Genomic DNA, 15,582 nt, shown 5'->3' on the forward strand with positions numbered 1-15,582 from the left:
GACGGGGGCGGTCAGCACGCGCCCGGGTCCAGCGCCAGCCGGTAACCGCGCTTGACCACGGTCTGGATGATGCGGGGATCGCCCAGGGCCGAACGCAACCGGGCCACCGCGGTCTCCACCGCGTGCGCGTCGGCGTCGCCGCCCAGCGAGGCGAGCAGGTCGGCGCGGTCGCGGACCTCGCCGGGACGGCGGGCCAGTTCGCGCAGCACCCGCATCGGCGCGGGCGAGACCGGCCGTAGCTCCTCGTCGACCAACACCGCGTGTCCGCGCAAGCGCACCAGGTGGCCGGCCACGGGCAGGGACGGGGAGGCGTCGGGGAGCTCGTCCGCGAGCCGTTTGACCAGCGCGCCGATACGGGCCCGCGCCGGCCACACGGTGGGGATCCCCCGGATCATCAGCGGGCGCGCGGTGACCGGGCCGACGCACATGGCCAGCACCTCACCCCGCAACGCGCCGACCAGCCGCTCCTCGGTGCCGTTGGCCCGGGACCGTTGCAGTAGCCCCGCAGCGGCCGGGGCGCTGGTGAACGTCACGGCGTCGACCTGGCCGGTGAGGACGGCGTCGATGAGCCGGTCCAACGGCGCGACGTCGTCGGGCGTGGTCCAACGGTAGACGGGCACCTCGACGACGTCCGCGCCGGCCAGACGCAGCGTGGCGCAGAAGTCGGGCAGAGGCTCGCCGTGGAGCTGCACCGCGATGCGCAGGCCCGCCACACCGGTGGCGAGCAGGTGGTCCAGCACCTCGGCGGAGGACTCCGAGGGGGGCGACCACTCCTCGGTGAGGCCGGCCGCGCGGATCGCCCCCTTGGCCTTGGGACCGCGTGCCAGCAGCCGCGAGCCGCGCATCCCCGCCAGCAGCGGTTCGGCCAGTCCCCACGTCTCGCACGCCTCCACCCAGCCGCGAAAGCCGATACCGGTGGTCGCCACGACGACGTCGGGGGGCCGGTGGGCGAGTTCGCGCGAGACGTCCATCAGCCGCCGGTCGTCGCTGAGCGGGACGATGCGCAGGGCCGGCGCGCACACCACCTCGGCGCCCTTGCGTCGCAGCAGCGCGCTCAACTCCTCGGCGCGACGCGCGGCGGTCACCGCCACGGTGTACCCCGACAGCGGTTCGACGCCGGCGGTCCCCGCCTCGGGCACGGGGGCCGCCGGCGTGGAGGCCGGGGCGCGGCTCATGCCGTCCCGCCGCTGGGCCGGACGGTGACCTCGACGACCCCGTCGCGCTCGCGGACGGTGTGGACGGCCTGGCGCACCGATGGATCATCCAGGCACACCCCGGTGCGCAGCGAGAACACCTGCTTGAGCATGGGCGAGGCCACGGTCGGCTCTCCATCGCGGTCGCCGACGATCCCGCGCGCCATCACCGCGGCGTGGCTGAAGGGGTCGATGTTGTCGATGGCGTACAGCGCGCCGTCGAACGTGCGGAACAGCGCGACCTGGCCGCCGTCGGGCAGGAGGATGGCCACGCCGCGTTCGGGGGTGAGCCGGTCGGCGGGACAGGCGGGGATCCAGGTGAGACCGGAGTCCAGGGCCAAAACGGTCATCTGTCACACCTCCGCGTGCGGGCGCCGGACGGGCATGCCCAGCGTGACGGGTCCTGCGGGAACGGGCTGCTCCCGCTCGGTTTCGAACGCGATCGTCGGGTCGGGGACGTCGGGGGCGTTGGCGAAGGAGACGAACCGGGCCAGCTTGTCGGGGTCGTCGAGGACCCCGCGCCATTCGTCGGCGTATCCGGTGACGTGGCGCGCCATGGCGGCCTCCAGGTCCGCGGCGATGCCCAGCGCGTCGTCGACGACGACGGCGCGCAGGTGGTCCAGTCCTCCGTCCATGGCCTCGATCCAGGCCGCGGTGCGCTGCAACCGGTCGGCGGTGCGCACGTAGAACATCAGGAACCGGTCGATGTAGCGGATGAGGGTGTCGTGGTCGACGTCGGAGACGAGCAGGTCGGCGTGGCGGGGCCGGAAGCCGCCGTTGCCGCCGACGTAGAGGTTCCACCCCTTCTCGGTCGCGATGACGCCGATGTCCTTGCCGCGCGCCTCGGCGCATTCGCGCGCGCACCCCGACACCCCGGCCTTGATCTTGTGCGGGGCGCGCAGCCCCCGGTAGCGCAGCTCCAGCTCGATCGCCAGCCCGACGGAGTCCTGCACCCCGTAGCGGCACCACGTGGAGCCGACACACGACTTCACCGTGCGCAGGGACTTGCCGTAGGCGTGCCCCGACTCGAATCCGGCGTCGACCAGGCGCCGCCAGATCGCCGGGAGCTGTTCGACCCGGGCCCCGAGCAGGTCGATGCGCTGACCGCCGGTGATCTTGGTGTAGAGCCCGAAGTCGCGGGCGACCTCCCCGATGACGATGAGCTTGTCGGGGGTGATCTCCCCGCCGGGGATGCGCGGCACCACCGAGTAGGTGCCGTTGCGCTGGATGTTGGCGAGGAAGTGGTCGTTGGTGTCCTGGAGGGCCGCCTGCTCGCCGTCGAGGATGTGGCCGCCGTTGAGGGAGGCCAGGATCGAGGCGACCGCCGGTTTGCAGACGTCGCAGCCCCGGCCGCGGCCATAGCGGGCGATCAGCTCGGAGAAGGTGGCGACACCGGTCGCGGTGACGATCTCGACCAACTCGGCGCGGGACTGCTCGAAGTGCTCGCACAGGGCCCGCGACTGTTCCACCCCGGCCTCGGCCAGCAGCGTCTTGAGCATGGGGACGCAGCTGCCGCAGCTGGTGCCGGCCCCGGTGCAGCCCTTCAGCACGGCCACGTCGCAGGCCCCGTCGTGGATGGCGGTGACCAGGGCGCCCTTGGTGACGGCGTTGCAGGAGCAGACCTGGGCGTCGTCGGGGAGCGCGCCCACCCCGATCCCCCCGCCCTCGCGCCCCGGGGCGATGAGGTCGAGCGGGTCACCGGGCAGTTCGCGTCCCACGAGGGGGCGCAACCCCGCGTAGGCGGTGGCGTCGCCGACGAGGACGCCGCCCAGCAGCGTGCGGGCGTCGTCGGAGACCACGAGCTTGGCGTAACGGCGGCCGGGCGCGTCGTTGAGCACGACCTCCAGCGCGCCCGGCGTCCGGCCGTGGGCGTCGCCGAAGCTCGCGACGTCGACGCCCAGCAGCTTGAGCTTGGTGGAGGTGTCGGCGCCGGTGAACGCGGCGGTGCCGCCGAGCAGGCGGTCGGCGACGACCTCGGCCATCGCGTTGCCGGGAGCGATCAGACCGTAGACGGTCCCACCGGCCTGGGCGCACTCGCCGACCGCGTAGATCGCCTCGTCGAGGGTGCGGCACGCCTCGTCGACGACGACGCCGCCGCGCGGGCCGACCTCCAGGCCGGCGGCGCGGGCCAGCTCGTCGCGCGGCCGGATCCCCACGGCGAACACCACGATGTCGGCGGCGAGTTCACGCTCGCCCAACCTGACCCGGGCGACCCGGCCGTCGGCGCCGGCCTCGACCGCCTCGACCCCGACACCGGTGTGCACGGTGACCCCCGTCTCGGCGATCAGGCCACCCAGCAGGGCGCCGCCTCCTTCGTCGATCTGGGCGGGCATCAACCAGGGGGCCAGCTCGACGACGTGGGCCCGCACGCCGAGCAGGCGCAGCGCGTTGGCCGCCTCCAGCCCCAGCAGGCCGCCGCCGATGACGACACCGGTACGGGCGTCTCGCGCGGAGGCGGTGATCGCGTCGAGGTCGTCCAGGGTCCGGTAGACGTGGCAACCGGGCAGGTCGTGGCCGGGGACCGGTGGTACGAACGCCGAGGAGCCCGTGGCCAGGACGAGCGCGTCGTAGCCGACCACGGCGCCGGTGCGGGTGGTGACGGTCCGTCCGGCCCGGTCGATGGCCGTGGCGGGTTCGCCGAGCCTCAGGTCCACACCTCCCCGGCGGACCAGGTCGGGCAGGCGCAGGTCCTCCTCGCAGGCGCCGTCGAAGTACGACGACAGGGCCACCCGGTCGTAGGCGGGACGGGACTCCTCGGCCAGCACGGTGATGTGCCAGGTGCCGTCGGTGTCCCGGTCGCGCACCGCCTCGACGAGACGGTGGCCGACCATGCCGTTTCCGATGACGACGAGTTGTCTCATAGCCGGATGGTTCTCCTAGCGGTGCTCGACTCGGGGGCCGCGACGCCGCGTCCCGAACAGGTTTCGGTGGGTCCAGGGAAGCGGGTCGGTGTTTCACCGCCGTCAGCCTTCCGTGACGGCCACGTTTCGTTGTCCTGTCACCGCAGTTGAGGGGGGTGTGATCCGGCGGGGCCGGAGACAACGGTGGTCCCGCGCCGGCGACGGGGGTCCCGCCTCGGGGGTGGAGCCGTGCGCGACCGGCACGCCCCGGCCGGGCCGCCCGGCCGGCCTCGACGTCTTCGCACCGGCCGCCTCCATCGCTACGATCCCGGCATGTCACATGATCGGCCGGTGGCCGACGAACCCGAGATCGTGGTTTCCGGGCGCGGCTTCACCGCGCGTTTCGACGGGGAGCGGTTGCGGCTCATCCGGGGGCGGAACACGTGGACCGTGCCGGTGCGCGCGATGCGTCTCGTCACCGTGGCGGCGGACACGACGGTGCGGATCGAGCTGAGCGGGGACGGCCGCGAGCGCGCGGCCTCGGTACATCCCTCCTCGCCCTCCGGGCAGAATAGGGCACATGGGGGGCGATCAGACGGGCGGCGGCCCGCTTCCGCCGGTGGACGCGCACCTACTGTCGGTGTTGTTCACCGAACTGGGGGCCGGGGTCTACGTCGTCGATGCCGCGGGGAAGATCATCGCCTGCAATCCGTGGGCGGAACGTCACCTGGGCTACCCCCCTGGCGCGCTGCTGGGAAAGGACGCCCACCGTCTCCTCAACCCCCTTCCCGGGGGTGACCACGGGCTGCCGGAACAGCGACCGATCCTGGAGGAGCTCGCCGACGGCCACGGCGTCAGCGGTGACCGCGCCGTGCTACTGCGCTCCGACGGCACCACGTCGGCCGTGTGGTGGACGGCCACGCCGCTGCCCTCGGGCGGGGGAGCCGTGGTGCTCTTCCACGACGACGCCGCACGGCGGGACTGGGAGGAGCAGCGCGCGCACCGCTACGCCCACAGCGAGGCCCTGCGGGAGCGGGCCGAGTCCGACCTGGCCGAGACCAGTTGGCTCGGCGAGCTGACCGTGGCCTTGAGCAGCACCCTGGACGCCGAGGAGGGGCTGCGCAGGCTGGTCCGGTTGCTGGTCCCCCGGATCGCCGACGCCGCGCTGGTCGACCTCGCCGCGAGCGCGGGCCGGCTGCACCGTGTGGCCTGGGCCCACCGCGCCCCGGACCGGGTGCCCGCCGGCGCGTTGGAGGACGATCTGCCGCGGCACGGGCCGGTCTCCAAGGCCGTCGTGGCGCAGGTGCTGGCCGGAGGACCCACCCGCCACCTGGCCGCCCCCTTCGTCCCCCCACCGGACGCCGACGCGCTGGAGCGGGCCACCGCCGCGATGCTGACCGGGCTGGGCGCGGGCCAGGCACTGGTCGTGCCGCTGAGGACGCGCCTGGCGACGCTCGGGACGTTGACGTTGACCCGCGCCCCGGGGGAGCGCCCCTTCGACGAGGCCGACCTCTCCCTGGCCGAGGAGATCGCCCGCCGCGCCACGCTCGGCCTGGACAACGCCCGCCTGCACGCGGGGCAGGCCGACATCGCCGCCACCCTGCAACGCGCGCTGCTCACCGACCTGCCCGCCCATCCAGGGCTGGAGCTGAGCGCGCACTACCGGCCCGCCAGCCACGCCGCCGAGGTCGGCGGCGACTGGTATGACGCCTTCCCCCTGCCCGGCGGCGACCTGGCTCTGATCATCGGGGACGTCACGGGACACGACATCCAGGCGGCCTCGCGCATGAGCGAACTGCGCAGCATGTTGCGGGCTCTGGCCGTCGACCGTCCCCACGACGATCCCGGCACCATCCTGAGACGCTTGGACCGCGCCCAGGACCATCTTGCGCTGGCGGACTCGGCCACCGCCGTCTTCGCCCGGTTGCGGCCCGCCGCCGAGGGGGCCTGGCGGCTGTCGTGGTCGGTGGCCGGGCATCCACCGCCCCTGCTCGTTTCCGGCAACGGCCGTGCCCGCCACCTCTCCGGCGGGCACGCCCCGCTCCTCGGCGCGCTGCCCGAGGCTCCTCGGCCCACCGCCGAGATGGTGCTGGCGCCCGGCTCGACCCTCCTGCTCTACACCGACGGACTGGTGGAGTCGCGCGTCCAGGACCTCGACACCGGGATGACCCGGCTGCGCGGGTACGCCGCCCTCCACCACGAGTGGCCGTTGGACGAGTTGTGCGCCGGACTGGCCGGTGAGCTCGGCGACCCGCGCGACGACATCACCCTCATCGCCGTGCGCATTCCGGCCTCCTGAGGAGGGGTGCGGCCGGGCGACGGTGTGGGGCGAGCCCGGTCCCGTCGAGCGGGCCGGGCCCGGCGTCACACGGGGGCCCGGGCGGATCGCGGTGGCCCGGGCCGCGGAAGGGCCTGGTCAGGGGGCCGAGTCGATGCCCTTGCCCAGGTGCTCCCTGCGCAGTCGTTCGACCTCCTCCAGCGCGTAGCTCAGCCCGCCCTCGATCTCGGGGCCCCGCGTTCGGCCGCGCTCCGGCGCAGCGCCTCCGTGGTCGCGCCGGCCACGGCGGTCTGGCTGGTCACGGTCGTGGGCGCCCACGTCCTGCACCGGGCGGGACCTCCGGGGCCGGCCGAGGCCCTGACGCGGCGTCTCCTCTACGATTCCCTCCGCGGTCGCTGATCCCTTCCCCACGGCCTTCCCATGTTCCTCCCCTGGGGAAAACGGCCTGGCCGGAAGCGGCGGCGCGGTGCTACTTGATCGGCGCGTGGGAATATCCGCAACGGCCGTTCAGGCGAGGAGTGGGAGGTTTCCCGTGAAAACGACGATCCCTGGGCGAGCGGACGACTGGCGCCTGGAGTATCCCCGGCTGGATCGTGCCGCCGGCGCCCTGGCCGGGGCGGCGATGGCGGCCTGCCTGGCCCGGCTCCCCGACTCGGAGATCGGCGCGCTGGAGCGGCCCGACGCCGACGGGACGGGTTCCTCCTACCTGGCCTGGCTGGTCATGACCGCGCTGCGGCACCTGGACGACCCGCGGGCCGTCGCCAAGGCCGTCGACACCGAAGCCGAGCTCGCCTGGGCGCTGGCTTTGCGCCAGGCGGTCGAGGAGGGGGTGCTCATACCGGCCGCGTCCACGTCGGCCTACGGTCCGATCTCCGCGGCCTGGCGGGCGGTGACCACGACACCGGTGCCCCGGCTGGATCCGGCCCGCCGGACGTTCCCCTGCCGCCACCTGGTCGACGCGATCCGGTCGGCCCACGCCTCCGGGGGGCCGGAGGCAGCGTTGTACGCCGGTGCCCTGGCGGGGGCGCGCTGGGGCGTCTCCGCGGTCCCGCTGGAGATCCAGCGCAGGCTCGCCGACATCCTGCCGCTGCGCCGTCTCGTCATCGGCGCGGTGGTGGCCGTTCGCGGACCCCGGCCGGATCAGTGGCCCGAGGTCGAATGCGCCTCCTCCCTGCCCTTCAACCGTTACGCCCCCTTCCAGGTGCCCCACCCCCATGACCCCGGCGTGATCCTGTGCAGCCTCCCCTACGTTCCCACCGCCACCGATGCCCAGGCCGTGGTGTCGCTGTGCCAGGTCGGTGCCGGGGACATGCCCGCTCATTTACCGGCACGCGACACCGTCGAGGTGTGGCTGGCCGATACCACCGGGCTCAACTCCAATCTGCACTTCGTGCTGGACCAGGCGGCGCGCGCCGTCGCGACGCTGCGGGCCGAGGGCAAGCGGGTGCTGTTGCACTGCGCGGCCTGCCAGTCGCGGACGCCCGCTGTTGCGGCGCACTATGCGGTGTTGGCACGCGGTGTCGAGGTGGTGACGGCGCTACGTGAGGCCATTCGCGCGGTGGGCGGGCATCTGAACAACGCCGAGCTGGCGCGGACCGTCGCCGTTCTCAACGGGGTCGAACTGACCGACCCCGCTGCGGCGCTGTTCCCCGATGGCATGCCGGAGGTGACCCGCCACCGTCTGGGCTGACTTTTCGGGGGAGGCCATCGGCCCGCGCGGGCCTGTGCCCGGCGCCCCGGGGCGGCGGGGACGGACACCGATGCCCTTCCACCGGGCGGTGTCCCCGAGCGCCGCCTCGCCCTCGGCCCCGGCGCGGCGGCCGTCCCCGCGGCTCGCCGCGGCCGATCCGGATCCGCTGAGCGCGGGCCGGCCGAGGAGCCCCCACCCGGGTGTCGAGGGCGACACGATGCCGGCGCGGCGGTTGCGCGCGGCCGTCTTGGCCACCGGTGCCCCGCCTGGAGCCGGCCGACCTGGGCGGGCCCCGGATCGCCGTGGGGCTGTCATGGCGGGCGCTCACCCCGGGGAGGTGCCGGGGGCCGAGACGGCCCACGCTGGAGGCGGGGAGGCCGGGGGCGGGGACCTCCCTGGCCCGGCGCGCCGGATCCGCGCTTGGCTGCTGAGCGGTGGCGCTGGAACGCGGTTCTCCTGTACCGGGTGCGCGGGATATTCCATCGCCGCCCCATGGCGAAGCTGGGATGATCCCCTGCATGTCGATGCGTGAACTCGTCGTCTTGGGGACCTCCAGCGCCGTGCCGACCCGACGGCGCAACCACAACGGCTACTTCCTGCGCTGGGACTCCCACGGTCTGCTGTTCGACCCGGGGGAGGGGACCCAGCGCCAGCTCCGGCTGGCCGGGCTGGCCGCGCACGACCTGACCCGGATCTGCGTGACCCACTTCCACGGCGACCACAGTCTGGGGCTGCCCGGGGTGGTGCAGCGGATCGCGCGGGATCAGGTGGCCCATGAGGTGCGGGTGGCGTTTCCCGCGGCGGGGGAGCGGTACTGGCGCCGGCTGCGCCACGCCACCGAGTTCGCCGACACCGATTCGGTCGTGGCCCAGCCCGTGGAGGGGCCGGCGGCCGAGCTGCCGGGAGAGGCCGACTTCACCTTGACCGCTCTGCCGCTGGAGCACCGGATCCCGACCTACGGGTACCGCCTGGCCGAACCCGACGGTGTGCGCATCCGCGCCGAGGGGCTGGCCGCGCGCGGGGTGAGCGGGCCGGCGGTGGGCCGTCTCAAGGCGGAGGGGTCGGTACTGGACGCCGCGGGGGAGCGGGTGTACCTGGCCGACCACAGTGAGGTCCGCCGCGGGCAGGTGTTCGCCTTCGTGATGGACACCGGGATGTGCGACAACGCGGTGCGGCTGGCCGAGGGGGCCGACCTGCTGGTGATCGAGTCCACCTATCTGGACGCCGAGGAGGAGCTGGCCGTGGCCTACCGGCACCTGACGGCGGGCCAGGCGGGGCGGATCGCGGCCGAGGCGGGGGTGCGTCGGCTGGTGCTCACCCACATCTCCGAACGCTATGAGCAGGACGCGGACGAGCGGTTCGTGGAGCAGGCCGCGCGGCACTTCGGGGGCGAGATCGTGCTGGCCGCCGACCTGGAGCGGGTTTTGGTGCCGCCACGCCGTGGGTGAGCCCGGAGCCGGTGGGCCGGCGGGAGGGGTTGTCCCGTCTCGGCAAAATCGCCGCAGATCGTTGACCCCGCTTTCCTCTCGCCGGTAGACACGTGCCCAGCGCGCCGAAGCGCGGAATGGCGCCGGGTCGGCACCGTGGGTGAGGGGAGGAGGGCGGTGTGCGCATGACCGGACGGACAAAACGGGCAAAACATGTCAAAATACGTGACTTGGCCCACAAACTCTGCCTTTCGGGTTCCGTTACCCTCCCGTTACCCATACGCTCGAACACGGCGCCCCCGAGGTCACACCGATCCCGGCGCTCCCTACGTCGCCACCCCGTGCTCTGGGTGGCCGGTGGCCGTCGCCGCTCTCCCCACTCTTCGTGGAACCCCGCGCGGCCACATCCCTTGCTCCCGATCAAAGGATCTTCGCCGTGGGCACTCACCGGCCCTCTCGCCCCGCGCCGTTCACCAAGTCCAAGCGCCTGATCGTCGCCACCGCGGCCGCCGGCGCCGTCGTCGTCGCCGGCGCCACCGCGGGCGCCGCCGCATTGGACGCCCCCGCCACCACGCCTGAGGCCGCCGCCATCCCCCAGGCCCGCACCGCGGCCCTGGCCCCGCTCTCCGAGGGCGCCGTCTCCTCCCCGGACCCCCAGACGGCCGAGCGGCTGCGCGCCGAGGCCACCGACCAGGCCGTCCAGGCCTTCAACGGCTCGGCCCGCCAGGCCGAGAAGGAGGAACCCCGCGCGGAGACCCAGGACACCGGGGAGACCTCCTCCACCGGCACCTCGGGCGACTCCGGCGCCTCGCCGGCCCCCACCGGCCAGGGCGGCAGCTGCGAGGCGTCGATGTACAGCGACCCCCAGCCCACCGCCAGCGGCGAGACCTTCGATCCCTCCGCGATGACCGCGGCGCACAAGACCCTGCCGATGCACACGATGGTCGAGGTCACCAACCCCGCCAACGGCAAGAGCGTCACGGTACGCATCAACGACCGCGGCCCCTACATCGACGGCCGCTGCCTGGACCTGTCCACGGCCGCCTTCGAGACCATCGCCTCGGCCAGCCAGGGCGTCGTCGACGTCGAATGGCAGGTCGTCGAGTAACCCGCCGCCCCGACGCCACCGCCCGCCCGTGTCACGGCCCCGCCACGGCGGGGCCGTGACACAATTCCCCGGGAGTTCCACTGCCGGGAAGGGGCGTGCCGGTGTTTCGCACCGTGTCGGGTTGGGTGATCTCCCCCACCGATCTCGTCGACGCGATGGAGTGCGACCACCGCAGCGCGCTCAAGGCCGCGCTGGCCGCCCGGGTCCCCGGCGCGCCGGTCCCCGCCGACATCGACCCCCTCGTCGCCCGCCATGGAGCCGCCCACGAGCAGGCCGAACTGGAGCGCCTGCGGGAACTGTTCGGCGACGGCGTCGTCGCCATCGACGACCCAGAACCCACCGAGGCCGCGATGACCGCGGCGGCACGCGCCACCACGGAGGCCATGGCGGCCGGCGCCCCGGTGATCTACCAGGGCGTCTTCTACCAGCCGATCGCCCCCCACGTCGCCTTCCACGGCCGCGCGGACTTCCTCATCAGCACCCGCGTGGACCCCGCCACCGGCGAACGGCGCCCCGGTGACGGCTCCTACGAGCCCTGGGACACCAAACTCGCCCGCGACCCCGGCCCCGGAGCGGTCCTCCAGCTGGCCGCCTACGCCGACGCCCTGTCCCGGGTCGCGCCACGCCCACCCGAGCAGATGCACCTGCTCACCGGCGACCGCGCCATCCGCTCCCACCGGGTCGCCGAGTTCATCCCCTTCCTCGCCCCCGTACGCGACCGCCTCGTGCGCCGGCTGGACACGCCCGCCTCACTGCCCCGGCCACTGTGGGGCGAGCCCCGGCACACCTGCGAACGCTGCGGCTACGCGGCCATGTGCGCCGAAGGCCGCTCCCGGGCCCGCCACCTGTCCCTGGTCGCCGGGATCCGCACCGACCAGGTGCGCAAGCTGCACGACGTGGGCATCACCACGATCGACGCGCTGGCCGCCGCCACCGAGGAGGACCGCCCCGCCGCCCTGCCCCGCCACTCCTACACCCGCCTGCGCGAACAGGCCGCGCTCCAGGTCCGCCAGGACGCCACCCGCACCGTCGACGACCCCGTCGGCACCGTCATCGCCGAGGTCTACGCCGAGGAGGGGCTGGCCTCCCTGCCCGCGCCCAGCCCCGGCGACGTGTTCTTCGACATGGAGGGCTACCCCTACTACGGGGACGCGGGCGAACGCGGCCTGGAGTACCTGTTCGGCGCGGTGACCGAGGAGGAGGGACAGACCCTCTTCCACCCCTTCTGGGCCCACGACCGCGCCGGCGAGAAACGCGCCTTCGAGGAGTTCGTGGACTTCGCCGTCGCCCGCATGGACGCCGACCCCGACGCCCACATCTACCACTACGCCTCCTACGAGGCCGACCGGCTCAAACTGCTCGCCGCCGCGTTCGCCACCCGCGAGACCGAGGTCGATGAACTCCTGCGCGGCGGACGGCTCGTCGACCTGTACACCGTGGTGAAGAAGAGCCTGCGCGTGTCACAGCGTTCCTACTCCATCAAGTACCTGGAGCCGCTCTACCTGGGAGGCGGACGCTCGGGCGAGGTCACCACCGCCACCTCCAGCATCGACGCCTACGCCGACTACCTCGCCGCCCGCGAGGCCGGGGAGTCCGAACGCGCCGAGAAGATCCTGGCCGACATCGCCGCCTACAACCGCGACGACTGCGTGTCCACGGCCCGGCTGCGCGACTGGCTGGAGGAACGGCGCGACGAGCACGGCATCACCGTGCGACCGCTGCGCCAGTCCGAGCTGATCGAGGAGGACCCCGAGGCGGCGGCGGAGCGGGCCCGCCTGCGCGCCGAAGTGGAGGCCCGCCTGCGCGCCCTCACCGACCCGCTGCTGGAGGGGGTCCCCGCCGACCCCGCCGCACGCGACGCCGACCAGCAGGCCCGCGCCCTGCTCGCCGCCCTCGTCGGCTACTACCGGCGCGAGGAGAACCCGTCGTGGTGGGACTACTTCCGCCGCCTGTCCGCGCCGGTCGAGGAGCTGGAGGCCGACAACGACTGCCTGGTCCCGGTGCGGGTGCGCGCGGGGGAGTGGCAGGAGCCCACCGGCCGCCGGCGCAAGTCCCGACGCGAGCTGGAGGTGCGCGCCGACCCGGCCCGCCCCCACCCCTACAGCGCAGGCGACGACGTGCGGCTGCTGTACGCGGGGCCGCCCGGCCAGCCCGCCACCGCGGTCACCGCCCGCGTCCACAGCGCCGGCCCCGACCGGGTCACGCTGGTGGAGACCGCCGACCCCGGCGACACCTACGCCCGCGCGCCGATCGCGGTGCTGCCCGGCCCGCCGGTGCGCTCGGCGCCCAAGGACACCGCGCTGCACGGGGTGGCCGAACAGGCCGTCGCCGCGCTGCCCGAACCGCGCGAGGGCGCCGGGCTGGACGTGCTGCGCCGCCGCCCGCCCCGGTTGCGCGACGGCGGCGAGCTGCCCGACCCCGCCCACTACGACGGTGATCTCGTCGCCACGGTGATCGCGGCGGTGGAACGGCTCGACTCCTCCTACCTCGCGGTGCAGGGGCCGCCGGGGGCCGGCAAGACCTACCTGGCCGCGCGGCTCATCACCCACCTGGTCGCCCAGGGGCGCAGCGTGGGCGTCTGCTCGACCAGCCACAAGGCGGTGGAGAACGTCTTGTCGGCCGCGGTGCGGGCGGCCGGCGCGGACCTGCCCTGCGCCAAGCGCCCGGCGAAGAAGGCCGACCCCGACCTGCCCTGGCACCAGCCGCGCGACGTCAAGGCACTGGCGGGGTGGCGTTCGGGACAGGAGGGCGGTTACCTGGTCGGCGGCACCGCCTGGAACTTCGCCAACGAGACGATCCTGGCCGACCCCTTCGACGTGCTCATCGTCGATGAGGCCGGCCAGTTCGCCCTGGCCGACACCCTCGCCGTCTCCGCCGCCGCCCACAACCTGGTCCTGCTCGGCGACCCCCAGCAGCTACCGCAGGTCGTCCAGGGCACTCACGGCGAGGGCGCCGACGCCTCCGCGCTGGAACACCTGGTCGGCGACGACGAGATCATCGCCCCCTCCATGGGCTACTTCCTGGACCAGACCCGCCGGATGCATCCGGCGGTGTGCGCCCCGGTGTCGCACCTGTCCTACCGGGGGCTGCTGCACGCCCACCCCTCCGCGGCGCTGCGCGATCTACAGGCCGCCGAACCCGGGCTGTACCGGGTGGAGGTGGAACACGCCGGGCGGGCCACCCACAGCCCCGAGGAGGTCACGGCCGTCCTCGACCTGGTCACCCGCCTGGTCGGGACGGGCTTCAGCGAACCGGGCGCACCGCCGCGCGAGCTGACCGGCGCCGACATCCTCGTGGTGGCGCCCTACAACCTCCAGGTCCGCGCGCTGCGGCGGGCGCTGGAGGAGGCCGGCCTGGAGCAGGTCAGGGTGGGCACCGTGGACCGCTTCCAGGGGCAGGAGGCGCCGGTGGTGGTCTGTTCGATGACGGTCTCCAGCGCGGCCGAGGCCACCCGGGGGCTGGACTTCGTTCTCTCGCGCAACCGGCTCAACGTCGCGTTGTCCCGGGCGCAGGTGCTCGCCGCGCTGGTCTACTCCCCGGGACTGGTCACCGCGGCGCCCCGCTCGGTGGGCGAGCTGCGGGTGCTGGCGGGCTTCGCCGACCTGTGCGCCCGGGCCCGCCCCTGGCCGCCCGCCGGGGAAACGCGCTGGACCCCGCGCCCCTGAGACGGCCCCGCCCGACCGTCGTCTCGTCACCACGGCCCGGACCGGCGGGGACGGCACGCATGGACGCCGGGGAGGCCGACCACCACGGCGGCGCGCTGCCCGTGTCCGCCCCCGCAGTCCGCGACCGGCCATCGCCACACGCCCACGGTCTTGATCACGGCGCCGCGACCGCGTTGGATTACGCTGTGACCTCGATCCCCACCACTCCGCTGTGCCCCAAGATCATCCTGGAGGGCACCCGCCTGACCGGCAAGACCGATCTGGCGTTCGCGCTGAACGAGCACCCCCGTATCGTGGGCCCGCGCCGCTACCGCTACCACTCGCCGCTGGTCTCGGCCGAGTGGAGCGGACTGTCCAACCAGGCGTGGGGGCCCAGCCTGATCGACTTCGGCCCCGAGCTGGCGGACCCGGCGTTGGAGACCTACCGCACCTGGGTGCGGATGTTTGAGCTCCAGCGCTACTACTCCTGGATCGTCGACCGCTTCCACCTGTCGACCCGGGTGCACCAGGCCCGCCTGGGCCGCCACTACGACTTCGGCTGGCTGGAGGAGCGCCTGGCCCCGTTGGGCTTCGTGGTGGTGTTGTGCACGCGCGCGCCCGCCACCTTCCCGGCGGCGCGCGCCGAGCGGTTGAAGGTGTCGGGAAACCCCTCCCAGTACGACGACCTGTCGACGTTCGTCCGCGAACAGGAGGAGCTGCGCGCCGCCGCGGCCTCCTCGCGTCTGCCCGTGCTGGAACTGGAGGTGGCGGATCGGGGGATCCCCGAGCTCGCCGACGCCGTCGCCGACTTCCTCGACGAGCGCGACCTGCTCCGCCTTCCCGCCTGAACCACGGCGCCCATAGCGGCCACGACCTTGGAAGGGAAGAACGATGTCAACGCCCGAAGGCGGTCCCGGCGCACCGCAACGGCGCCAGCGGGGCGTGCGCGTGACCGTGGGGGTGCTCGCCCTGCTCTGCATGCTGCTGGGCCCGGTGGGCTGTCTCAACGGAATCGCCGCGACCCAGTCGGGGGAGGGGGTGCGCTCGGCCGCCGAATGGTACACGCTCGGTGTCGGCGCGGCCGTCGGCCTGCCGCTGCTGTGTGCGGCGATCGCGACGGTGGCCGACGACCCGCTCACCGCGCGGCTGTCCCTGGTCCTTCTCCTGTGGCCGGTGGTGTTCGCCTCGGGGACGCTGCTCCTGCCCGGATGACCCCCCGCGCCCCGGGGTGCGGCGCGCGCTGTCGGTCATGACCGCCGCGGCGCCCTGACCCGCCCCTGGAGGCACGGGGCGAGACGGCGCCACCGTGGCCGGCGCCCCGCCTGCCCGGACGGCTCCTTCCGTGGCCGGCGCCTCGCCTGCCCGGACGGCTCCTTCCGTTACCCGGGTCCGGCCTCGCCTG

General features: G+C 74.0%; 11 protein-coding genes. 7 read left to right on the forward strand and 4 right to left on the reverse strand.

Annotated features, from left to right (window positions below; translation table 11 throughout):
- Window positions 1–11: 11 nt before the first annotated feature.
- The 3 genes from B5D66_RS09705 to nirB are packed head-to-tail and all read right to left on the reverse strand — an operon-like array spanning window position 12 to window position 4,054.
- Window positions 12–1,175 (reverse strand): uroporphyrinogen-III synthase, encoded by a 1,164-nt coding sequence (locus B5D66_RS09705; protein WP_078761312.1) that lies wholly within the window; start codon window positions 1,173–1,175, stop codon window positions 12–14.
- Window positions 1,172–1,543: a nitrite reductase small subunit NirD gene (gene nirD, locus B5D66_RS09710; RefSeq protein WP_078761313.1), complete on the reverse strand. Its 372-nt coding sequence runs from the start codon at window positions 1,541–1,543 to the stop codon at window positions 1,172–1,174. The genes B5D66_RS09705 and nirD overlap by 4 nt, the downstream gene beginning before the upstream one ends.
- Before the next feature lie 3 nt (window positions 1,544–1,546).
- Window positions 1,547–4,054 carry a nitrite reductase large subunit NirB gene (gene nirB / locus B5D66_RS09715; RefSeq protein ID WP_078761314.1) on the reverse strand — a complete coding sequence of 836 codons (2,508 nt, stop codon included), beginning with the start codon at window positions 4,052–4,054 and terminating at the stop codon, window positions 1,547–1,549.
- 559 nt (window positions 4,055–4,613) lie between these two features.
- Between nirB and B5D66_RS09720 the strand changes: the two genes are divergently transcribed.
- Window positions 4,614–6,332, forward strand: a complete 1,719-nt coding sequence (locus B5D66_RS09720; RefSeq protein ID WP_078761315.1) for a SpoIIE family protein phosphatase — start codon at window positions 4,614–4,616, stop codon at window positions 6,330–6,332.
- 117 nt (window positions 6,333–6,449) lie between these two features.
- Here B5D66_RS09720 and B5D66_RS25445 read toward each other — a convergent pair whose 3' ends face one another.
- A complete protein-coding gene (locus B5D66_RS25445) occupies window positions 6,450–6,638 on the reverse strand; it encodes a hypothetical protein (protein WP_078761316.1) in 189 nt (62 codons plus the stop codon).
- A 205-nt stretch (window positions 6,639–6,843) separates the two neighbouring features.
- Between B5D66_RS25445 and B5D66_RS09730 the strand changes: the two genes are divergently transcribed.
- The 6 genes from B5D66_RS09730 (at window position 6,844) to B5D66_RS09755 (ending at window position 15,392) form a co-directional block, all read left to right on the forward strand.
- Window positions 6,844–8,001, forward strand: a complete 1,158-nt coding sequence (locus B5D66_RS09730; RefSeq protein ID WP_235000893.1) for a protein-tyrosine phosphatase family protein — start codon at window positions 6,844–6,846, stop codon at window positions 7,999–8,001.
- Between the two features lie 518 nt (window positions 8,002–8,519).
- On the forward strand, window positions 8,520–9,449 hold the full coding sequence (locus B5D66_RS09735; protein ID WP_078761388.1) for a ribonuclease Z: 930 nt from the start codon (window positions 8,520–8,522) through the stop codon (window positions 9,447–9,449).
- A 415-nt stretch (window positions 9,450–9,864) separates the two neighbouring features.
- Complete coding sequence (locus B5D66_RS26455) at window positions 9,865–10,536, forward strand: septal ring lytic transglycosylase RlpA family protein (RefSeq protein ID WP_078761317.1); 672 nt, start codon at window positions 9,865–9,867, stop codon at window positions 10,534–10,536.
- Window positions 10,537–10,637: 101 nt separating this feature from the next.
- Window positions 10,638–14,201, forward strand: coding sequence for a TM0106 family RecB-like putative nuclease (locus tag B5D66_RS09745; RefSeq protein ID WP_078761389.1), 3,564 nt, complete (start codon window positions 10,638–10,640; stop codon window positions 14,199–14,201).
- Window positions 14,202–14,386: 185 nt separating this feature from the next.
- The gene (locus B5D66_RS09750) at window positions 14,387–15,028 is read left to right on the forward strand and encodes a hypothetical protein (RefSeq protein ID WP_200813586.1); all 642 of its coding nucleotides are present in this window, start codon (window positions 14,387–14,389) and stop codon (window positions 15,026–15,028) included.
- A gap of 43 nt (window positions 15,029–15,071) precedes the next feature.
- Complete coding sequence (locus B5D66_RS09755; protein WP_078761318.1) at window positions 15,072–15,392, forward strand: hypothetical protein; 321 nt, start codon at window positions 15,072–15,074, stop codon at window positions 15,390–15,392.
- Window positions 15,393–15,582: the final 190 nt, after the last annotated feature.

It is taken from the genome of Marinactinospora thermotolerans DSM 45154 (assembly GCF_900167435.1).
Lineage (GTDB): Bacteria > Actinomycetota > Actinomycetes > Streptosporangiales > Streptosporangiaceae > Marinactinospora > Marinactinospora thermotolerans.